Origin of the sequence: Duganella sp. Root1480D1, assembly GCF_001427305.1 — a bacterium.
Taxonomy (GTDB): domain Bacteria; phylum Pseudomonadota; class Gammaproteobacteria; order Burkholderiales; family Burkholderiaceae_D; genus Rugamonas.
In genome coordinates this window covers 32,825-54,746 of the sequence record NZ_LMFZ01000012.1, presented here as the reverse complement: position 1 = coordinate 54,746, position 21,922 = coordinate 32,825, and the positions used below count along the sequence as shown (strand labels likewise).

15 protein-coding genes are annotated in these 21,922 nt (G+C 60.9%); 2 read left to right on the top strand and 13 right to left on the bottom strand.

Going from position 1 to position 21,922, the window contains the following annotated elements; genetic code table 11:
• Nucleotide 1 precedes the first annotated feature (1 nt).
• On the top strand, nt 2-2,677 hold the full coding sequence (gene tssH, locus ASD58_RS12690; protein ID WP_057261537.1) for a type VI secretion system ATPase TssH: 2,676 nt from the start codon (nt 2-4) through the stop codon (nt 2,675-2,677).
• Here tssH and tssA read toward each other — a convergent pair whose 3' ends face one another.
• From tssA to ASD58_RS12655, 7 genes are read right to left on the bottom strand one after another with little or no spacing between them, the layout of a single operon-like run.
• Nucleotides 2,678-3,718, bottom strand: coding sequence for a type VI secretion system protein TssA (gene tssA / locus ASD58_RS12685; RefSeq protein ID WP_057261536.1), 1,041 nt, complete (start codon nt 3,716-3,718; stop codon nt 2,678-2,680). It abuts the gene before it with no gap.
• A gap of 14 nt (nt 3,719-3,732) precedes the next feature.
• Nucleotides 3,733-4,482, bottom strand: coding sequence for an OmpA family protein (locus ASD58_RS12680; RefSeq protein ID WP_057261535.1), 750 nt, complete (start codon nt 4,480-4,482; stop codon nt 3,733-3,735).
• A gap of 1 nt (nt 4,483) precedes the next feature.
• The gene (tagF, locus tag ASD58_RS12675; protein WP_057261534.1) at nt 4,484-5,461 is read right to left on the bottom strand and encodes a type VI secretion system-associated protein TagF; all 978 of its coding nucleotides are present in this window, start codon (nt 5,459-5,461) and stop codon (nt 4,484-4,486) included.
• Nucleotides 5,458-9,285, bottom strand: a complete 3,828-nt coding sequence (gene tssM / locus ASD58_RS12670; protein ID WP_082565433.1) for a type VI secretion system membrane subunit TssM — start codon at nt 9,283-9,285, stop codon at nt 5,458-5,460. The genes tagF and tssM overlap by 4 nt, the downstream gene beginning before the upstream one ends.
• Before the next feature lie 20 nt (nt 9,286-9,305).
• On the bottom strand, nt 9,306-10,685 hold the full coding sequence (locus ASD58_RS12665) for a hypothetical protein (RefSeq protein WP_156401261.1): 1,380 nt from the start codon (nt 10,683-10,685) through the stop codon (nt 9,306-9,308).
• Nucleotides 10,686-10,704: 19 nt separating this feature from the next.
• Nucleotides 10,705-10,968, bottom strand: a complete 264-nt coding sequence (locus ASD58_RS12660) for a PAAR domain-containing protein (protein ID WP_057261531.1) — start codon at nt 10,966-10,968, stop codon at nt 10,705-10,707.
• Between the two features lie 9 nt (nt 10,969-10,977).
• Complete coding sequence (locus ASD58_RS12655) at nt 10,978-11,817, bottom strand: M15 family metallopeptidase (protein ID WP_057261530.1); 840 nt, start codon at nt 11,815-11,817, stop codon at nt 10,978-10,980.
• A gap of 221 nt (nt 11,818-12,038) precedes the next feature.
• Between ASD58_RS12655 and ASD58_RS12650 the strand changes: the two genes are divergently transcribed.
• The gene (locus ASD58_RS12650; RefSeq protein WP_057261529.1) at nt 12,039-12,824 is read left to right on the top strand and encodes a hypothetical protein; all 786 of its coding nucleotides are present in this window, start codon (nt 12,039-12,041) and stop codon (nt 12,822-12,824) included.
• Nucleotides 12,825-12,858: 34 nt separating this feature from the next.
• Here ASD58_RS12650 and ASD58_RS12645 read toward each other — a convergent pair whose 3' ends face one another.
• The 6 genes from ASD58_RS12645 to ASD58_RS12620 all read right to left on the bottom strand — a co-directional run bounded on the left by ASD58_RS12645 (nt 12,859) and on the right by ASD58_RS12620 (nt 21,900).
• Nucleotides 12,859-14,349, bottom strand: coding sequence for a hypothetical protein (locus ASD58_RS12645; RefSeq protein ID WP_057261528.1), 1,491 nt, complete (start codon nt 14,347-14,349; stop codon nt 12,859-12,861).
• Between the two features lie 8 nt (nt 14,350-14,357).
• Nucleotides 14,358-15,230 (bottom strand): hypothetical protein, encoded by an 873-nt coding sequence (locus tag ASD58_RS12640; RefSeq protein WP_057261527.1) that lies wholly within the window; start codon nt 15,228-15,230, stop codon nt 14,358-14,360.
• 148 nt (nt 15,231-15,378) lie between these two features.
• Nucleotides 15,379-16,338: a hypothetical protein gene (locus ASD58_RS12635; protein WP_057261526.1), complete on the bottom strand. Its 960-nt coding sequence runs from the start codon at nt 16,336-16,338 to the stop codon at nt 15,379-15,381.
• A complete protein-coding gene (locus tag ASD58_RS12630) occupies nt 16,328-18,505 on the bottom strand; it encodes a hypothetical protein (protein ID WP_057261525.1) in 2,178 nt (725 codons plus the stop codon). Before ASD58_RS12630 ends, ASD58_RS12635 begins: the two co-directional genes overlap by 11 nt.
• Before the next feature lie 4 nt (nt 18,506-18,509).
• Complete coding sequence (locus ASD58_RS12625; RefSeq protein ID WP_057261524.1) at nt 18,510-19,046, bottom strand: hypothetical protein; 537 nt, start codon at nt 19,044-19,046, stop codon at nt 18,510-18,512.
• A complete protein-coding gene (locus ASD58_RS12620; protein ID WP_057261523.1) occupies nt 19,024-21,900 on the bottom strand; it encodes a type VI secretion system Vgr family protein in 2,877 nt (958 codons plus the stop codon). The genes ASD58_RS12625 and ASD58_RS12620 overlap by 23 nt, the downstream gene beginning before the upstream one ends.
• Between the last annotated feature and the right edge of the window lie 22 nt (nt 21,901-21,922).

Genomic DNA, 21,922 nt, shown 5'->3' with positions numbered 1-21,922 from the left:
GATGAGCATCAACCTGAAAACCCTGATCGGGAAACTGAATGACACTTGCCGCAATGCGGCTACCCGCGCGGCCAGCATTTGCGTTGGCCTTGGCCAGTACGAAGTAGACCAGGAGCACCTTCTGCTGGCATTGCTGGAGAATCCGCGCAGCGATATGGTGGCGCTGGCGCGCCATTTCGAAGTCGACACCAGCCGTCTGCAATCCGACCTGCAGGCTGAAATTTCGCGCTTCCGCAGCGGCAACGCGCGCACCCCGGTGTTCTCGGCACGCCTGCCGAAACTGTTTGAACACGCCTGGCTGATCGCCTCGCTCGACCTGCAGGCCGGCCAGCAGGTCTTCATCCGCAGCGGGCACCTGCTGCAGGCCATGCTGACCGATCCGGAACTGTCGCAACTTGCCTACCGCAGCTCGGCCCTGTTCCATCGCTTCGAAGCGGATGATATCAAGCACCACCTGGACAAGCTGACCGCCAACTCGGAAGAGGCCGAGGCGGCAGCGGCGACCCGCGCTGCAGGTACGGGCGGCGATAGCGCCCTGGGCGGCGACCCGGTTGGCGAAATGCAGCAACCGGCCGGCAAGACCCCAGCGCTGGACCAGTTCACCACCAATCTGACCGAGCGCGCACGCGCCGGCAAGGTGGACCCGGTGATTGGCCGCGACGCGGAAATCCGCCAGGCCATCGACATCCTGATGCGCCGCCGCCAGAACAATCCGATCCTGACCGGCGAAGCCGGGGTCGGCAAGACTGCCGTGGTGGAAGGTCTGGCCTTGCGCATCGCGCAGGGCGACGTGCCGGACGTGCTGAAAGGCGTGGCCATCCACACCCTGGATATGGGCCTGCTGCAGGCCGGCGCCAGCGTGAAAGGCGAGTTCGAGAACCGCCTGAAGAACGTGATCGACGAAGTGCGCAAGAGCCCGACCCCGATCATCCTGTTCATCGACGAGGCGCACACCATGATCGGCGCCGGCGGCCAGGCTGGCCAGAACGATGCGGCCAACCTGCTCAAGCCGGCGCTGGCGCGCGGCGAACTGCGCACCATCGCAGCAACCACCTGGGGCGAGTACAAGAAGTACTTCGAGAAGGATGCGGCACTGGCACGCCGCTTCCAGGTAATCAAGGTGGAAGAGCCAAGCGAAGAACTGGCTTGCGCAATGCTGCGCGGCATGGCGCCGCTGATGGAGCAGCATTTCAACGTCCGCATCTTCGACGAGGCGATCACCGAAGCTGTGCGCCTGTCGCATCGCTACATCATGGGCCGCCAGCTGCCGGACAAGGCGATCAGCGTGCTGGATACCGCCTGCGCCAAAGTGGCACTGGGCCAGAGCGCGACCCCGGCATTGATCGAGTCGCTGCAGCGCCGCCTGGAGCGCATGGCCGCGGAAACGGGCGCGCTGGAGCGCGAACTGGCCGGCGGCGGTGCGCATGAGGAGCGCCTGAAAGAGCTGGCCGACAGCCGCACCGTGGCGCGGGACGAACTGGCTGCGCTGCAAGCGCGCTGGGAGCAGGAAAAGGCACTGGCGGCGCAGATCGGCGAGGCCCGTGCCAGCGTCGAAGCGGCAGCGGCCGAACAGGGTGGGGCAACCAGCCAGGCGCACGACATCCAGGCCATGCTGAGGGAATTGCGCGCTCTGCAAGGCGAGGCGCCAATGGTGCCGGTGCAGGTGGACGGCAACGTGGTGGCGGAGATCGTCGCCGGCTGGACCGGCATCCCGCTTGGCAAGATGGTGAAGGACGAAATCCAGGCCGTGCTGAAGCTGCGCCCGGCGCTGGAGGAACGCGTGATCGGCCAGCCGCACGCCATCGAAGCGGTGGCGCAGCGCGTGCGTACTGCGCGCGCCAACCTGGACGATCCGAACAAACCGAAGGGTGTGTTCCTGTTCGTTGGGCCATCGGGCATCGGCAAGACCGAAACCGCCCTGGCCCTGGCCGATGCGCTGTATGGCGGCGAGCGCAAGATGGTCACCATCAATATGAGCGAATACCAGGAGGCGCATAGCGTCTCCGGCCTGAAAGGTTCGCCTCCGGGCTACGTCGGCTATGGCGAAGGCGGCGTGCTGACCGAGGCCGTGCGCCGCAACCCGTACAGCGTGGTGCTGCTCGATGAAGTGGAAAAGGCCCACCCGGACGTGCTGGAACTCTTCTTCCAGGTGTTCGACAAGGGCGTGATGGATGACGCGGAAGGCCGCGAGATCGACTTCCGCAACACCATCATCATCCTGACCTCCAACGTCGGTTCGGCCACCATGATGCAGGCTTGCCTGAACAAGGAAGCGGAAGAAATGCCGTCGCCGGAAGAGCTGGAAGCGGCGATCCGCCCGCAACTGGTGAAAGCCTTCAAGCCAGCCTTCCTGGGCCGCCTGAAAGTGGTGCCGTACTATCCGCTGGGCGACGACGTCCTGGCCAGCATCATCACCCTGAAGCTGGACCGCATCGGCCAGCGCGTGGCTGCCAACCACAAGGCGACCTTCCATTACGACGATACGCTGGTGGAAGCCGTGCTGGCACGTTGCACCGAAGTGGATTCGGGCGCCCGTAACGTGGACAATATCCTGAACGGCACGCTGCTGCCTGAAATTGCGGAAGCGGTGCTGGCGAAGATGGCGGAGGGAAGTGCGATCGGCCGCATCGAAGTAGCGGCCGACCAGCAGGGGAATTTCAGCTACAGCGTAGTCTGATCAGTTGGACGGGGGGATGCCAAGCATCTCCTCGATATGCTGCAGCGAATTGGAGTCCTTCACGACGCTGCGCAGCCAGGTGTGCAGGTCCTGTTCACCAGCGTCGGCAGCCTTGTCTGCGAAGTAGGAGACAGGGCTGTGCGGCTCGGTACGCCGGAAGAAGCTGGCGATCTCACGCAATTGCGTGATGGCCTGGGCGCGCGAAGTAACCGGGCCGCTGGCTTGTTGCACAACGCCGGCCACCGCCTGTGCAATGATGATCTGCTCACCCGCCGGTGCCGCTCCAAGCGGCGTGCTGACCGTCGCCGGCAAGCCGGCATGCGATGGCATCGCGTCGATCATCGCCTGCACGGCGTCGCGTGCCGCTGCGAAACCGGGGCTGTCATTGCCCAGGAATTCATCGGACACCTGTTCCAGCTCTTTCAGGGCATCCATGCAATAGCGCGCATCGGTCGCGAACTGTTCGCGGAAGCGCGGCGAATTGCGCGAACGGGCGGTTTCCATCTCGGCCAGCTTTGGCCAATCGGAATTGCGCGCGTGTTCCGGCAGGCTGGCCTGCTTGCGCGCCATGTCGAAATCGATGGCGGAAAAGGCCGTGCCCTGGCCCTCGGTCAGCGGCATTTCGCGCAGCAGGGCAGGGGTGCGGCCCAGGATCCAGGCCAGGTTGCCGACGCGCTGTTCCATATCGTCGCCATCCGGCTCGGGGTACAGGCCGTTGTTCCAGAATTCGCGGATCAGGCCCGCCAGCAGGCGGAAGGATTCGCCCAGGCCTTGCATGCGGTGCTGCTTGGCAGCGGCTTCCGCCAGCCAGACCGCCACGCGTAAGTCTTTGCTCTTTTCGCCCAGCAGGGCGCTGCAGCGCTTGACCACGAAAGCCCAGTCGGCCTCTTTCAGCTCGGTGACCCACTCGCCCTGTTCCAGCGAAGGATCGTCAAAACGCCGCGCCTGGGCGATGGCGTCGAAGTCGCTGGAGAAAGACAGGTCGTCACCGGCCGGTTGTGCCGGCGAAATCGGCGCCAGCAAGGTTTCTGCGTTAAACATGGATATCTCCTCGGTTACTGCGCCATGCGGAATTCAATCCGGCGGTTGCGCGCGCGGCCTTCCACCGTGTCGTTGCTGGCGATCGGACGATCCGGGCCGGAGCCGGATGCGACCAGGGTTTCGGCCGGAATGCCCTTGCCGGCCAAGTAGTTGCGCACCGCTTCGGCGCGCGCCTGCGACAGGTTCTGGTTGCTGGTGCGCAGGCCGACATTGTCGGTATGGCCGATGATTTCCACCTTCTGGCCCTTCAATTTCAGCATGGCGGCACCCATTTCGTCGAGGATGACCTTGCCGGTTGGCGTCAGCACGGCCTGGCCGCTTTCGAATTCGACGATGCGGTTGGCCAGCGTGCGGTCCAGCACACCCTGGTCGGCCGCCGACACGCGCAGGCCGTTGGTGACAGTGTAGGTAGGGTTCAGGCGGGTGGCAAAATCGCTGGCAATGCGCTGGCGCTGCGCTTCATTGGCGACTTCGCCGCGCACGCTGACCGTGGTGCCGTCGATCTTGAGCTGGCCTTTGCTGACCTGTTTCAGGTCCGGCGTGATCAGCTTCTGCACGTAATCGCTCCAGTTGGCCGGCGTGGTGACCTGGCCGATGGTGATCTGGTCCAGCACCTTGTCGGCGCCGTAGACTTCGCGCAGCTTGGCCAGCAGGGCGGTCTTGCTGGCTTCATCGGCCACGGTGCCGCTGGCGACAACCTGGCCGGGTACTTGCGCCTGCACCGCAAAGGCGGCGCACAGCAGGAGGAGGGGAAGGTAACGCATATCAGTTTCCAATAAAGGAAGTACGCAGCGAGTCGTGCGCAGATTTCAGGGAAAGTCCGGGATTGGCGAGGTAGGCCGATACCTTTTGTATCGCATAATCTTCATTGACCTGGTCCTCGACCCAATCGACGTCGTCGAAGGCGATGTGGTGGCCTTCGCCGACTTGCGGGTCCATGATGCCCAGCAGGGTTTGCGGCGAAGCGCCGCTGAAGCCAAGCACCAGCACCGGCTTGGCTTCCAGGCGCGTGACGAACAGCGACAGCTCGAAGTCGGCGCGTGCCAGGAATGGCGTGACCACGTGCATCCAGAACGCCGCCACCAGGTAGCGGTACATCGGGTCGGTCGGCAGCGGCAGCACCAGGCTCTTTTCCAGGCGGCTCGAGCTGCTGGCCATCACCGGCTGCAGCAGGATGCCCAGCGCCAGTAGCACCTGGCGCACGCTGCCGGTAAAGCCGGCCTGCGCCAGCATGGCGTCCAGGCCACCGACAGTTTGCAGCTCAAGGAAGTCGGCAAACGCCGCATCGTAGGCGCTGGCACGGGTATCCAGTTCCACGGTGTTGCCGTTCAGGGCCTGCAGCGGCGCGGCCGCATCTTCGGCAGACAAGACGCCGCCGCTCAGGTTTTCCAGGCGGTTCCACAGGCGCGTCAGCACCAGCGGGCTGTTGGCGGCAAAGGCCGACGGTTCGTCGACGTCGATGCTGCCGGCCATCAGGAAAGGGAAGCGGCGGCTCGATTGGTCGCTGCTGGCCGCAATATGGCCAGCGATCGCGGCGCGGCGGCGCGGCCCGAACAGGGCGAAGTGCAGCGGCTGCACCGCGTCGTAGGTCAGCTTCCAGCGCGCGTCGGTGCTCAGCATGTCCATCGAGCGGGCCATCCAGTCATCCATCATCTGCAGGACTTTCGGATCGCTGCCGCCTTTTACAAAGTCAGCGCGGCTCGGAATCTTGCCGAAGTAACCGATAGCGGCAGCGCGACTCATTGCGCACCTCCCGCCGCTGCAATCGCTGGTTCGCCGGCGGCGCCTGCTGGCGCCGGGCCGCCGACCACGGTGTCAGGCAGGCGCAGCTTGCGGAAGCCCTGGCTGGCCTGTGCCGGTGCTGCCACCGGCGCAGGTGCGGAAGGCAGCAGGCGCAGGTTGGCCGCCACGGTCACGCCGCCACTGGTCCAGTTCAACTCAAAGCTGCCGTCCGGACGGCGCTTGCGCTGCGCCGCATCGATCATCTTTTTCAGGCCGAAGTGACCATTCTCTTCCAGGACAGTCACTTTCCTGCCATCCGGCGTGAAAGCGGTAATGCGCGAACCAGGAACGCCTTGCGGGTTAGGCCATACCATCGCCACCCACGGCTGCTGCTGGCCTTTCCAGCGTACCGACTGGCCATCGATTTCGATGGTGTATTCGCTGACGCCGGTCACGGCCACGGTTTGCAGTTCGAAGCGGGTTTGCGCTTCTTCGCTGCTGGCGGCCTGGTTGGCGACGCCGTTCGCGCTGAGCGGAGCGATCCAGCCCGGGAAGGCGGTAGCGACGGCAGGCGACAGGGTAATGCCCATATTGGCCCAGGTCTTGGCGCTCAGCGAGTCGCCGCGTCGCACCACCAGCGGGCCGACGGTGGTGTTGAAGAACTTCGCCACGGCGCCGTCAGGACCGAACACCTGGCCGATTTCGGCATTGCTTGCTTCCAGCTTCGATTCGGTCGCAAACGGGTACTTGGTTTGCAGGTCGCGGCGGAACGGCTCCAGCACTTGCGCCGTCCATACCTTGTTGATTTCGGCTTCGGTCGGCTGCACGATCACAGCGAAGGTCTGCATCAGCGGACGCACCAGCAACGGGCGGATAGCCTGTTTTTGCGGATCATTCATGCTGACCAGCATTTGCTCGTCGACGTATTTCAAAGCGTCGGCCAGTTCGGAACCGCTGCCATCAAGCGTCTGCTGCATGAGCTGCTTGGCGCCGGGGCCGGGGTCGCCCTGGTTGCGAATCTGGTTGAAGCGGGCGCGCAGCTTGCCCAGGTTGTCCATATAGCCACGCATCAGCGAAGCGTTGTTGTCCTTGACCACCACCAGTTGCGCCACGCCGGAGAATTCCTTGCCGACAGGGCCCAGCGGCAGCGGTGCGCCTGGCTGGCCTTGCGGATTTGCCGGCAGGTTGATGTTCACTTGCGAAGGCTTCTGGCGCAGGATGGTTTCGCGGAACCAGTCGCCGATGCCGCGCTTGGCGCGCTGCATGCCGCTATCCAGCAGGGAAGGGTTGTCCCACGAGGTTTCCTGGTACACGGTGTTAATCAACTTGGAAAGCGGCGAGGTTTGCGGATCGCCCAGGCGGTTCATCGCCGTCGCTGCTGCTTCAAAGCCGTTCAGGTCCTTGATTGCCACGCCTTGCAGGAACTTCTGCCATTCCTTGGCATAGTCGTTCTTGTACAGGTCGACCAGGGCTTTCTGGATCTGCTCCGGGCTGCCTTCCAGCGTCAGGTCGTCCTTGGCTGCGGTTTTCAGCACCCAGTCGGCGCTTTGCAGTTCGTGGTTGGCTGCTTCCTTGAAGGCGTCGCGCACATAACCTTCCCATGCCGCGCGGGTGTAGGCGCCGGAAATCGAGTAGCTGCCCAGGACCAGTTCGCGGTCCTGGTCGCCCACGATGCGCGCTACGGTCATGGACGGGAAGCGGGTCGCTGCACGGGCCTTGACGTCGGCGTACACACGCTCGCGCGCCGGCATGCCGCGTACTACGCCGCGCAGGGTGTTGCGCGACTGATCGACCAGGGTCAGGCGGTTTTCAACGCTCGGCCAGGACGGATCGTTGATCTCGGACAGGTAGAAGGCGATCAGGCGTTCCGCGCTGCGGATCATCTGCTCGCGCGGCATGGCGCCGCGGTTCGATTCCAGCCATACGCGCCAGAAGCGGGTCAGCTGGTCGTTCAGGTGGCTGGCTTCGGCGCGCGATTTATCGCCCAGCATCAGGTAGGTTTTCAGCGCGTTGTAGGCGTCTTCCACATTTTCCGGCGAAGCGTCCTTGAACTGCTGCGGCCCGGTTTGTGCGACGGCCGGCGCCGGCGTTGCGGCTTGCGCGGATGCCGCCCCTGCCGCTGCGGCGGCCGGGGTTGCTGCGGCGTTGCGCACCAGCGGCTGCAGCCGCTCCGCATTGGCGTTGACTTCGCCGAGGAAGGTTTCCAGCGATTGGCCGACAGGCTTCAGCATCACCTCGCGCACGCCGGCAAAGTATTCCTCGCGCAGCTTGCGTTCCAGGTACGCACCCTGGTAAAGGCCCAGGCTGACGGATAGCGGACGGTTGTCGCGGAAGCGGTCCAGTTGTTCGATACGGTCTTGCAGGATTTCCAGCGCTTCCAGGCGTGCCGCCAGGTCAGGGCGCTGTTTCTGCAGCTTGACTGCCTTATCCAGGTCGGCCTGCACATTGGCCACCAGGGTGCGGTTGCCCATGTAAGACCAGCTCCAGCCGCCCAGCAGCAGGCCGCTCAACGCGACCGCGCCGAAGAAGGCCGCGTAACGCATGCGCACCTTGGCCGGGCTGGCGTACTGCGCCACCAGGTTCTTGTCCGCAAAGATCACGTTGCGGAACAATTTGAGCAGGAAGTAGCCATGCTGCTGTTCGCTGCCGTGGTGCTCTTCGCGTTGCAGGCTCAGGTCGAAACGCTGCGCCACGCGGTGCGAGGTGGCGGAAACGCCTTCGCCTTCCTGCAGCGCGCTGGTGAAGTAGAAGCCGCGGAACACAGGCTTGAACTGGAATGGATTTTCTTCGAACAGGGTAGCAATGAAGGTGCGCAGCGGCGCCTTGACCGAGTTGAACTCCAGCGGGAAAGTGAAGACGCCGGAAGGCAGGCGCTCGCGCCATTGCAAGGCCATATTGGCCAGGCTCATTTCCTTCAGGCCTTCGTACAACTCGTCGAAGCGTGCGTCGAACTGGCGCAGCAGGTCTTCGTTCGGCTGGTTCTTGTGGTAGGGCAGGGTGGCGCCCCAGACGCGGTCGCGCTCACCGATTTCGGCATCGTGGAAGAAGTCGGTGAAGCCGTTGATCAGGTCGGCCTTGGTGAAGACGATGTAGACCGGCGCATGCACTTCCAGTTTTTCGGTCAGTTCCTGCACGCGCTGGCGCAGGTTCTTGGCCAGTTCGATCGCAAATTCAGGACGCTTGCCGGTCAGTTCGGCGATGCTGACGGCGATGATGATGCCGTTGATCGGTGCTTTCTTGCGGTATTTCTTGAGCAGGCCAAGGAAGCCGAACCACTCGGCGCGGTCTTCATCGTTGACCGCGTAGCGGCCGGCGGTATCGAGCAGGATGCCGTCGGTGGTGAAGAACCAGTCGCAGTTACGGGTGCCGCCCACGCCCTGCACGATGCGGCTGCCGGCCAGCGGGAATTGCAGGCCGGAGTTGGCAATCGCCGTGCTCTTGCCGGCAGCCGGGTTACCAATGATCATGTACCAGGGCAGCTCGTACAGCGCGGCACTGCCGGAGCGCAGGCCGAGCTTGGAGGTCTTGATGGTCTGGATCGCATCGAGCATGCGCTTGCGCAGGGCTTCCGTTTCGTGGCGCGGCGCCGGATCGGCCTTGGCTGGCGTGGTAACAGCCTGCTGTTCCAGCATGCTGCCCAACTGGTTGGCGGCACGGCGCGCGCGATAACGGCGCCATGACCAGACCATTATGCCAAGCAGCAGGGCGGCTGCCAGCACGGCGAAGGCCAGGGTGTATGGCAATTCCAGCAGTACCGCCGCCACCAGCAGGAATGCCGCGAAGGCAAGCCAGCCGTAGATCAGGAAGGCGGTGCGCGAGGTCAGGATTTCCCGGATTCTGTGCATCATTTTTTACTCTTGCAAGGTTAGCTAAGGGATGGCGCTTTACTTGCCGGGGCCGGAAGCGGGCCGACCAGCAAGGCGTAACGTTGGGTTGGGTCGCTGTTGGCCAGCGCGAGCGCGAAGCCGCTGCTGTCCGCTGCCTGCTCGTGGGCCAGCGCAATGGCGGCCAGGGTGCCCACTGCACCGGTGTGGCCGCAGGCTGCGCCGACGCAGGCCAGCGAAGTGTTGGCGTCCAGCCCTGGGACGGCGGCTTCGACGCATTGCATCAGGTCCGACATCAGGGCAGCGCGGTGATCGGTATCGGCGGCTACATAAGCTGGTTGTTCGCCATTGGCCTGGACCAGGACTTCCTCGGCCAGTTCGCGCAAGGTGGCATTTTCCTTTGCGTGCAATGCCAGCAGGCGCATTTCGTCGCCAGCATCTTTCGACAACTGCAGCAAGATGCCGGCCGCGCCTTCTGCCGGCATGCGGCCATTTGGATTGCGCGGACCATACAGCTTGCCGTTGACTGCCAGGTGTTCAATGGCGTCGGCATCGATATCGGAGCCGCAGGCCAGCAGCAGGTTGAATGCCGGTGCGTTGGCGCCCGCAGCCTGGGCCGACACCGCGCGCAGAGCGGCAAGCGGCGTCGCAGGAGCCGGCGGCATGGAAGTCGAGGATGCATGGGCTGCCGCAGCGGGTTGGCGAACCACCAGGCGTTCCTGTGGCCAGCCCGCTTCGATGACTGAATGTTCCAGCCAGCGTGTAGTCAATACCTGCGTGGTAGCTGGCCAGTCCTGTGGCAGCAGGGGAAGCAGTTGCAGCACGCTTTCGCTGCCGCCTTCTGCGGCGCGTTCAGCCAGGCTGGCCGCGATATCGCCGCCAAGCGCCATGGCGCGCAAGTGTTGTGCGGACGGCGTGCGCGGAGCCGGCTGCAAGGTGGAAAGCCACTCTTCCAGCGGGCCGAGGGCAATGTCCGCTACGCGGCCTGCGAGAAGCGGGAAGCCTTGCAAGTCCGTGAGCTCAGGATCGAGGTCCAGGCGTGCCTCTCCTTCGGCAAAGGCGGCAGCCAGTTCGGCCGGCGAATCGCCGTGTGCCATGCGCAGCGCGGTGCCGGCAACAGCGAACTGCATCCACGGTGCGGCCGCATCGGGCGCGGCTGCCGAACCGCCTGCCTCGGCTGCGCCTTGCGAGCCTTGGCCCGGCTTGAGTTCCGGGCCGGCCGGCGCCTGCGCCCTCGCCGCATCCGACCCGGCAAAGGTCTTGCGTGCCAGAACAAAGCCCATGATAAGCGTCAACGGCATGACCAGCATGGCCAGCGCCAGGTCGCCCGTGTCGGGCATACGCGTGGTGCTGCGCCAGTACCAAATCGCTCCAATCCAGCAAAGTCCGAATACCCCGACCACCAGCAAGCTGCGTTTCATCCAATTCTGCATGCCTGCCTCACACTGCGTCCATCGTGTTCTGCTGTCCAGCGATCAGCGTAGCGCCGCAACTGGTCTTGTCGCCATGGCGCGCCACCGGCTTGCCATCCACGACCAGGGTCTGGTCGCCACTGGTGATGGTGGTATCGCCATGCACAGGGCAGGACACCTTGTGGCCCAGGCAGGCGATCGGCTTGCCGCCGCTATCGCTCTGCTGCGATGCTTCGACCACGGTGCCCTTATGTGTCGTCTTATCGCCTAAAAGGATCAGTGCTCCAGGCATTTCCTACTCCTATTTCTTTCTCACGCCGTCCACACGCAACTCGGTGTGGCCGAAATCCATCATCTTCCAGCGGCCGCCCCAGGTCAGCCCCAGGCTCTCCGCCACTTCACCAAACAACTGGTAACCGCGCATGGCCCAAGGGTCGCGCTCCGAAATCACCAGCTTGCCGTCGCGCAGGAAGGCGCAGTCGGCGGCCAGGCCATATTGGTGCCAGCTTTGGAAGGCTTTGGCATTGGTCACGTTGCTGCCCTGTGCCGCCAGCGCATCCTGGCGCTCGGGGCTGCGGTAGCCTTCCAGGATGGCCATGTCATAACCATGGCGCTCCTTCATGATGCGGAACGCCTGCAGCAAGCGCTGCGAATATTCCTTGTCCAGCAAGGCCCAGTCGCGGCTTGCCGATACCAGGTTAGGACGCACGACTTCCACCTCAGGCGTCATGAACAGCACCGGCGGCAAGGCTGGAGGCGGCACAAGCTGCTCGCCCTGCAGCAGCTCCGAAACTTGCTGGTTCGCTTCGCGTACCGGTGCATCGAAGCCGCCAACCATGGTGCGGCTGCTTGCCATCCACGCCACGCCCGCCGGCAGCAGCATGATCACCAGCGCTGCAATCGCGGTCCATTTGTGCTCACGCAGGAAATTGCCGCCCTGGCGCACGGCCATGGCCGATTCCGATCCCAGTGCGCCAGCCTGTGCGCCGCCGCGGCGCGCGAAATTCTGCACGCTGCGCTGGAATCGGCTGCCCACCAGCTCCAGGCGGCGCGAGACATAGGCCCGCCCGGCAGGGAACAGGACCATCCAGCTCAGCGCGCAAGCCAGCAGGAAATACAGCACGACGGCAACGAACACCACAATTGACCTCTGGAATCTAAATTACCAATTTGATAACATCGCGGGCGTGTGTCGCCTTAGCAATAAGTTATTTGCGGGAAAGTATATCTTGAAGTTCTGATAATCCGCTTTTGCCTGGATTTCAATCGTGCGCACCCCAATTAAAGGCGCTCTGCCCTAGAGTGCGCACCTTTTTCCATGGATAAAGTATATTAATGATAACCTTTGCCAGGAGTAATCCATTGTCATCAAGCAACGAAACCCGGAAACCGGCAGGCCGTCCAAGCCTGCTTTCGGCTGAGCAACAAAATGCTCTAGAGAATCAACCAGCAGCCCCGGCGGCGTTCGAACCGCCGGCTGCTGAGGCGCCGCGCCGCAAACACCTGTGGATTGCCGGCGGCGCGAGTGTGCTGGTTGTCGCCATCGCCTTGGCGTTCATGTCCTTCGGCGACAGCGAACCTGCTGCAGAAGCACTGGTCGCGGCGCGGGCGCCGGCACCAGCTCCAGCTCCAGTCGCTGCACCTGCCGCCGCACCAACTGCCGTCAGTGCAGTAGAGGCGCCACCCGCACAAACGCCTGACAATCCACTCGCGGCTTTGACCGCGCCAACATCGGAAGTGGCGGCCATCATCGACGAATCTCCGCCGGCTGTCGCGGCCAAGCCGAAGGAATCTCTCAAGCAGATGCTGGAAAGCGGCACGCCGGGCGCGGCCAAGCCTGCGGTGTCCAAGACCGTGCGCAAGCCTGTGAAGGAAAAGCCTGCCAAGGAATCCGGACAGGAAGCCGTGCCGTCATCGGCGGAAGAAGAGAATGACGTCCAGCTCCTGGCAGCCCTCGTTGCACATGCCAAGTACGATACTTCGGCAAATGCCCGCTTGCCCTTGTCGAAGGCGCTCGACCAATGCAGCAAGCAAGGCAAGCAGGATGCCGCCCGCTGCCGTATTCGTGTCTGCGAAGGCCGATGGAAGAAAAACGAATGTCGCGTCTATAGCCGTAGCAAGCTTGAGAAAGCTGCGAGCGGCGCATAATGCCCGGCGCCGGCTGGCGCGGCCCCGCGCCAGCCTATCGTGCAGCCTTGCGTTTCTGCCCTTCGAGCCAACCGGCCGGAACTTTCGAGAGCAAGGCATCATCCCTCTTCAGGTTGCTCCAGGTAATACCGCCATCACCGGAATAGACAAGCAGGTTGGGATGGTCGTCGGAGTTATCGAGAATACCGGCCAGCCAGATTTGTTTGCTATCCACGACGTAGCTGCTCACCAGCGACGACAATCCCTCCGGCAGCCTGGCCTTGCTCCACTTCTTCCCATCTCTCGAGGTCAGGAGCGTCTGCTCGATGGAGCCGGTGATCCACCAGCCGCCATGCCTGGACTGTCCCAACTCCACCAGCAAATCCGGATCGCCAAGTTTCGCGGCAAGGCTTACCTTGCAGGTTCGCGGATCGATAGAGAGCACGTGATACCGGGATGTCTGGCCGTCGCTTAAGAAGCTCGTTACGAGGGCTAGTATCTTGTCTTTCGATGCGGCCAGCTTGATGTTGGCGACCTGCAGTGCTTCGTATGGCGACCTGCCGCGTGGGGCGCCAAGACTCTTATACGGCAAATTGCATTGCGAATGACGATGGCGTACCTTATAGTGCAACGTCGGCATTGCGCTCGTTTCGTCAGCGGGTGCGCTTGGCAGCAAGGACACCACCAGGATAGAGATAGTATTGTTGGTGCGCCGAATTACACCTTCTGATGGCAGCTCGAGAGCCCCTTCGTACCCGCATGCCACCGCAGCGATCGGGCGCGAATGCATCCATCGGCTTTTTGGCTTTTCGATTGTTACGCGCGCTTCTTCCAGATTCAGGAAGGGCAGCGGAAATTGAAAGACCTCCGCCAGCACGCCCGTTTCCTCCGGTGCAGCAGCATGAACTAACTCTTTCAACGCCTCGGGTTGTCCACAATGTTGCTGCACCAGTTGCGAGAAGCCTTCGGAATCGAGTGATTCAATTCCGAACTGCGGCAATGACGAATAGGTGACTGTTTCAACCGCGGTCGATTTGGGAGCAATCCTTGCACTCCAACCGAAGGACACCTGGCTTTGCCAGTTGTCGATGCGGATGTTCTCCAGCGTCGGCAGCTTCTCGAGCTTTTTCCAATGGATCTCGTTCGAATAGATCGGGCCAATGCCGGCCTTGCGCAGGATAGGAGTGATGTCCTGCCCAAGGAAGTAGGCGCGTTGAGTATTCGTTACGCGCAGCGCATCACCGTCCTGGAACGCCTTCAGGTCGTGGAAGGTCTTATCCGCATACTCTTCGCCTTCGCCCAGGTAACCGAATAGGGGCGTCGTAGCGTAGAAGCCTGCATATTGCGGACGCTTCGTCCAATTGCTCAAAGAGACCGCCAGTTCCACTTCGCGGCCGTTCAAGCTGATCTGAACGGCCTTGATCCTGGTCTCGCCCAGCTGTACGCCTACCGTCAATGGAACACCATTCTCGGAGTCGTAGGCGAAACCCGTGCTGGCGATGCAGCAAGCTGACAACATCAGCGCTATCGACAGCGCGCTGTGCATTGTGGCGACTACTTGCAATCCATGATGCAAACCTGCTTGCCATCAGGACGCTTGTACATCAACGGTTTCACAGGATCGGAGAAACGCGCGAAGCCGACTTCCTCCTGGCCGAACCATTCCACTTTGTTCTTCTCTTCGCGTTCGGCGTTGTACGCAAACTGAGGAGACGGAGAGGTATGCAGCATGCTGATCCCGGGCCATCCCTGCGCCAGGTTTGCCGCGCTATAGCAGCTCTCCTTTGAAAGGGAGGGGCACATAGCCTGGAGGCTGGAGTCGAAGTAGTTCAAAAACTGCCATGTGGCCTTGTCGCGTTTCGCTCCATCTGCTGGCGCCAGGTAGATCGAATTGCCAACCTTGAACACGCGGTCGCCGGTCCGCTTGCCGGTCTTGGTGCTGATGGCGAATCCGTCCTTATCAAACACTACTTTGAACAAGATATTGGTGAGCTCTTTTTGTGGCGCGAGGTAAGGGCTGCGTTTTGCCTCATCAAGGAGTTCGTCGGTTTCTTCGCCAGGCATGCTGCCGCCAGCGCTGGCCAGCCAATAGCGGATCGGCCAGTCGGACTCAGGCTGGTATTGCGCACCCGAGACGAAATCGCTGCGGCGCACCCAACCTGCTTTTCCTTTGATATTGCACCGTACCCAGCCGTCATCGCTTTTCCCCAGGCAGGTGTCAGCAAAGCCAGTGGGGCCGATCGCGTAGTACGTCAGGTCGCGAAATTCAGCGAGCGGTTTCTCGTCGTTCTTGGCCTTGTAGACTTTCAGCGTTCCGTTGTGTGGAAAAATTGGGGCCTTGAGATCTGGACCGAAAAGAGTAGATGCCTGCGTGACCGGCATGGGGCCGGCCAGCGCGATGATGATGGTTAGTGCTTTGGCGGCCATGTTCTGGCTTAACAATTCAATGAGATGAAGTGGGCGTGACAATGCTTTGCTGACGCTAACGGAAGCCGGTCATCGGCACAATGCGAGGTAGGGTGCGAATGCTCTGCAAATCTGCTTCTTTGCTCGGTAAGGCTGGCTTCCGTTCCCGTCATTTGCAATCGATTATGCAAAAAGGCTTTTCTCGATTTTTCAGCTTTTTCTGATCAGTAGCTCCGTTCCCGTCGGCGGCCATATAGACCTCATCTGGCACGTAGTACATCAACGGCTTCACCGGGTCCGTGAATCGGGCGAACGCCACCTCCTCGTAACCAAACCAGCGTGCCTTTTCCTTCGCTTGACGCTCGTCGCTGTAAGCGAACTGTGGGGCAGGCGAAGTGTGTAAGAGCTTAATTCCTTGCCAGTCGGGAGATTGGTTGGCGGCGCTGTAGCAGCTTTCTTTCGAAATCGAAGGGCACATCGCCTCCAAGCTGGGTTCGAAGTAATTCAGAAACAACCAGGTGGCCTTCTCACGCTTGGCATCGTCAGCGGGTGCAAGATAAATACCCTTACCAACCTTGAAGACCCTGTCCCCGGTCTTCTTCATAGTCTTCGGGCTTATTGCATACCCTTCTTTGTCAAAGAAGACTTTAAAGAATATGTTGGAAAATTCTCTCTGCGTGACGAGATAGGGCGAGCGCGGAACTACCTTCTCCATTTCAAAGTAGTCTTCGCTTCCAATTCCGCGGCTTGCGATGTTGAGCCAGTAACGAATCGGCCACTGCGTCACAGGTTGCATTTGCGAACCACTTTGGAACTCGCTGCGTTGAACCCAGCCAACCTTCCCGTTGATATCACATTTCACCCAGCCATCAGGGCTTGACTTGTTGATGCATCCAGCTAAAAGCGTATCGTCGTCCATGATCACAAAATCCAAATCATGGAACTCCGTGATTGGTTTGGCGTCATTCTTGTTTTTATAGACTTTCAGGGTCCCGTTTGCTGGGAAAATTGGGCTCGTGAGGTCGTTCCCGAAATTGCTATAAGTTTTGCCGTTAGTTGAGCTCCCTGCATGGCTCAACGGAGCCGTGAGCGTTAATGCCAGCGCAAGTACGGTTGTTTTAATGTCCATGTCCTAGTTCTTCGTCAAAAACAGTAATGTGCAAGTGTGTCTTATGCAAGACTTCGTTGCCATTACTCAAAATATTAGTCGTCGGCGCCGCTTTGTCAGCCGTATTCGACTCCATTTGCCACGGGTCGAACGTTTGGCGAACCTCTGCATTTGCACGTAGTTTGGTCGTGAAAGACTTCAGGTCGGCATGTTCGAGTGGGGCTACCGCATTCTGCGCCCTGGTGATCGCTGCAGGTTCCTCAGCCTTGAGCGTATTAAGGCGTGTATTCTCTGCTGGAGTGCGGTTTTTCTTTTTCTCCAAGGTCGCTTTTTCCGCCCTCAGCGTCGACAATGCCGTTTCCTCCGACGTGGACGATCGCTGATATTGACGCACGTTGCCGTTAACCTTGATGCTGCCCACGTCCAGCCCCACACCAATTCGGTGCAACACAGAACCTAGCATAGGACGCCAACCAGAGGTGATCTCCATTTCCTGCGCCCCCATTTCAAATGCTGCTTGTATGAATGCCTGATAGGTGTTGGGATTTACTCGAGGGATAAGTTCACGCTTTGCGCTTTCAAGGTCCGTAATGGCAGGTATGTGCTCTCTACAATTTGAGAATGCGCTCGATTGCCACGTAATCTTCATTATTGAGCCATCTGGTTTCTGGACATTCAACCGAATCGTAGATGCGCTAACTTGAGGGTCTCCTCGATAAATGCTTGCGACGGCCTGTTGCACTGCGGCCGGCGCTTCGCTGGTTAGTTCAGCGGCTTCCTCGACTGTAAACTTATGGCTGAAGTTGAACCAAGTCGTTCCGTAAAGCCGAGCCTTGTAAATTTTTTTGGTCCCGGTCTCTTCGGTCAGGTCTGGTATCTCGCGTTGCGCCACATAGTTGAGCCCACCCCATTCTTCAATTTTGACGACAATATCCGTCAAGCCGTCTTCCGCCGTAACTTGGTAAAGCGGGCGTTTCCGATATCGCTTCTTTGCATCATTGCCGAGATGAAGAGCTACCGTTTTACCAAATGGGACTTTTTGACGGATCTTCTTTTTGTCGTCCAGAATGCGGACTTTCTGGTCTGCCACCAATGGCGTCGTTGAATTTCCATCGACCTGGACGACGATGTATGGCAGTCCCTTCAGGTTTTTTTCCGAGCCGTGGGTAGTATCAAACTCCCACGTCACAAAAACACCGGGCTCCTTCACAACTGTCGACACTTTATTTTCAGCTTTGTCGACAGTTGCGGAAGCCTTGATGGCGCCGGATTGTTTTACCGTTGCGACAGGGGCTTCCGGAGGGGGAGCTTCAGCCTTCTCCTTTTTGGAGGGGGTGTCGGTTTTCGGTGGCGACTTTTGGGCCGACTCCTTTTCGCTTGCTGCTGCGGAACCAGACTTGTTCTTCGCCTCTGTCAGGCACTCGTCGGCATTACCAAACGCGAACGCGTACCATGGCTTCGAATTGACGCACGCCGCTTCAACTCTTTTGGTTGGATCGGTCTTTGCGCCTGCTTTGGCGCCGGACCCTTTTAGCGATTGGCCGGGATCAGGGCGTGGTAAATCCAGGGAAACCGACGCGCGCTCTTCTGTGACTGCTACGTCGGTTTTGCCTTTTTCGTCTGTCTTGCCTTTGATCTTCTGCTCTGCTCCATCGCTGGTGAAGAACCTGATGATGTAGTCGATGCCAGACATGGGCTTGCCGTTTACGCCCTTCAATTCGAACTGTTGAGCGAAGGGAATCGCTTCGACCTTTCCTTCTTTCCAGCCCTCTACACGCTCGATGGCGCCCATAAATTTATCAAGCTCGGCCGAGTTCAGACTACCGATTGTGCGAGAGCTTTCCAGTCCGGTAAATTTCTTGACTAGTTTGGTGTAGTGCTCGGGATCATTATTGTCTTTTGCCGGCGCATATTTCTCGAAAACATTGTCAAGGCGCGTGTTTTTATAGACCGACAGCAAGACGAATTTTAGTGCTGCTTTGCCAGTCTCATGATCTGGGAAAACGGCGAAAGGGCCGCCAACGCCGATGGCAAGTCCGCTTTTTTCCGCTTTGCTCAAGTTCCCCGGATTGTTGTTGCGCCAAGCGCGTGTGCCGCCAGAGTGAAGGTATTCTTTGCCATCCTTGTCCACGTAGATGACGGAATTCTTCTTGCCATCGCGTGCGGATACATATTTGGGAGCGGTCATTTATTCATTTCCCCATCCGATACAGCCCAGCTTCAGTATCAAGGGCGGTGTTCACATCGCAGTAGCTTGCCTGTGTAGTGACTTTGGTGAGTTCCTGGAAGTACAGCGGCGGTGTGTCCAGTTGTTCGTCGCTGTTCTTCTTGAGATCCATGACAGTGAAAGTCACTCGGCGCTTGTCCGCCCAGTTACCGTCTCGCTGCGCATAGACCACGCGCATTCGATTGCCAGCTTTAAACGCACGGAAGCCAGTCATTGCGCAATCGGCTCCGGAACGCAATTGGAGGATCGGCTCAAAGCGTCCATTGATTTGGTATGGGATATGTTGTGCCGCTCCAGAAGGATTACTGAGGAAGAACGTCACCGTGTCGATCGGGTGTGCATTGTTCTTGTCGATGTGCGTGTACAGCATTGACACTTTTTCGTTACCAAGGTCAATGATCGTGATGTCTCGTTGTGGGGTGATCGCGGTTTGAGCGTGCAGCTGCGGGCTGGCGGCCAACAGCGCTACGCATAAAAGCTTAACAATGTGCATGGTCTTCATCGTCTGAATCTCCTTCGCAGACCCATTGCAGGTCTCGGTCAAAAATAATGTAGGTTGATTCACTGTGCTCGGTGTCGACCAGTGAAGTCAGGCCTTGTGCGTTGGTCTTGCCGCGGATTTCTTGTTGATCGGCGACATAGATCGTGTAAGGTTCCTCTTTCAATGGCAGGCCACTGGTGTCCAACAGTTGGAACCGTTGCGCGAACTTCATGTCGGGCCGGGAGAACTTTGGAAGTTCGTACTCACTGCTGCCAGGGCCTGCCAGCTCCTTCTTACTGGCCTTGAATTCGACCTTGCCAGGTGCATTCAGCGTGATGTTCCCACCCTCGATACGGATGGCCGCGCCTTGGGTGGTCAGCAGCACATGCTGTTTGGCGGCGATATTCACTTCGGCGTTGATGCTGGCGACTGTCACTGCCTTGTCGGCGGTCAGCTTGGTCGCGGCATCCTGGCTTTGGCTGCTGTACTTCCCGCTTGCGGCGTGCATATGCAGGCCGGTTTCCTGGTTCGGCTTTTCCTTGGCGGTGGCTTTGCCGTAGGTGAACAGGCTGATGCCGCCAGCGGAGGAGTGCAGCAAATTTGCCTGGGCGGCGAAATTGATGTCCTGGTTGGCAGTCACGCTGCTGGTTGTTTCGGAAGCGAGCAAGGCGTCAGCTGGCGTGACGGCCACGATGCCGGACGGGCTGTCGACTTGCAGCAGCGGGGCGTCGAAGGCTGGCGCACCGCCGTTGGCGCGTGCGGACAACGTGTCGGCGGTGCGTTGCAGGCCTTGCGCTACCGGAAGCTTGTCAGCTTCCTTTTGCTTGGGCAGGTCGGCCTTGTGGGTCTTGGCCTGGTCTGTCAGCGAAACCTGCAATTGCCTTGCGCTTTCAACCTGGTTTTGGGCGGAGCGGGCATCCAGCACGTTGCCGCTGGCGCCGCGCGCAGCATGGGTGGAGAGCAGCATGCCCTGGCCGGAACGCAGGGCGAGTGCATGTTCGGTTTTCAGTTCGGCGCCAAAGCCTACTGCATGCAGGCGCTGGTTGTCGCTTTGGTGGCGCAGGTGGCCGAGGTTCAGTTCAGCGGTTCCCTGGTGCGGCTTGGCGTGGCGTTGCAGGGCCACGCGCGACTGGCCGGGCGAATCGTCGAACACCAGCTGGCTGTATGCGCCGGAGCCGGCCTGGCTGCTTTGCATGGCCTGGCTTTTCAGTCCGGACAGCGAAGCCGGGTGGGCGTGACCGCCTGATTCGCCGGGGAACCATACGGGCGCGTTGCCGGTTGCTGCGCCGGTGCCTGCACCGACCTTGTTGTGTTGGGCATCGGCCTGGCCGTCGCCGTTATACAGTGCGCCAATGATCACCGGGCGATCGATATCGCCTTCGAGGAAGTCAACCAGCACCTCCTGGCCGACGCGGGGCAGGGTGTTGCTGCCCCAGTTGGCGCCTGCGATTGGGGCCAGCGGTGTGGCGACGCGAACCCAGGTTCCAGCGCTGTCGTCGGCCGGCGCGCCGGTGTCGCCCGCTTGCAGCGATGGCGCCAGGCGGCTATGGCTGTTGTCGCCGCGCTGCCAGTGGAATTGGACTTTCACGCGGTGGTCGCGGTCGGTATGGATTGGCGCCCCGGAAGGACCGACCACGATGGCGGTCTGCTGGCCCTGTACGGTGGGGCGCTTCCACGGCGCCGCGCTGCGGTAGGGCTGGGCGGCCTCGATGGCGTCGATGCGGTTGCGGTACAGCGGGCGCTCGGCAATGGCGTTGCCGACAGCATGGCGGCTTTCGGCCAGGTCGCTGTCGTTCAACAACTGCAACGCGGCCTGCCCCAGCTCGCGCTGGATATTGGAGCGCATTTGCGCCGCCAGGTTGTTGTGCATCAGGTGCAGCACGCGGGTGACGATGAAGTCGCCGCTGTCGCCGGTCACCGCTTCGCCTTGCAGGGAAAAGCGCGTGGCCGGCGCCATGGAGCGCACGGTGCCGGCGCCGGTCATGTTCTTGCGTGCGACGTCGAGTGCCTGCAGGCGGCGTTCGGCCAGGCGTTGGCCGTGATCGCGGCCACTGTAGGCGTAAGCGCCCGGCACGTCGCGGGCGGACAGTGGAATGCCGCCGTCGTCCACGCTGGCCGCGCTGGCGGCACGCTGGTCGAGCGTGCGGTAGTCCCAGCTTTGCAGCGCGACTTCACTGGTCAGCAGGCTGGCCTGCATGCGCCAGCGATCCATGCTGTCTTCTCGCATGACGGCGCCAGGCTGCGTGAAACGCACTGCTGCCTGCGCGTTCGCCTGGAACGCGCCATTGTGGTCGGCGATGACCAGTACGTGGCCGTCGCTGCGGTGTTCAAAGTAATAGAACAGTCCTTCTTCGGCCATCAGGCGCTCGGCGAAGGCCCAGTCGCTTTCCTGGTATTGGGTGCACAAGCTGCGCTTGGGGTAGGCTGCGCGGTCGGCCAGTTCGAAACGCCACTCGGGCACCAGCGTGCCCTGGCCTTGCCAGCTACCCAGCACGGCATCGAGAATGTCGCATACCGACAAGTCCTGGAAAACGCGGCTGTCGCGGTTTTGCGCCAGGAAGGCCGTCCACGGTTCAAGCCGTACCGCATAGCGCGCCAGGCCGCCATTGGACCCGCTCAATTCGATGGCGGTGATATGGCCATGGAATTGGCGCAACGCTTCCGGACCGGCAGCCGTCACCAGTTCCAGCAGGGCCGGCTGGCCAAGCAGGGATTTGAGCGGGATCGCAGCGTCGGTAGACAGCGTTGAAATGTCGAAAGCGAAGGGCTTGCCGATCGCCTCCTCGCCGCGCACGCATTCGACCAAAAGCTGCGCGGCGCCCTGCGGCGTGGTCAGTCGCAGCAGGCGTGTATCTTGAGTGAGGCGGTCCAGCATGAGATTGTGTTTTCGATAACCA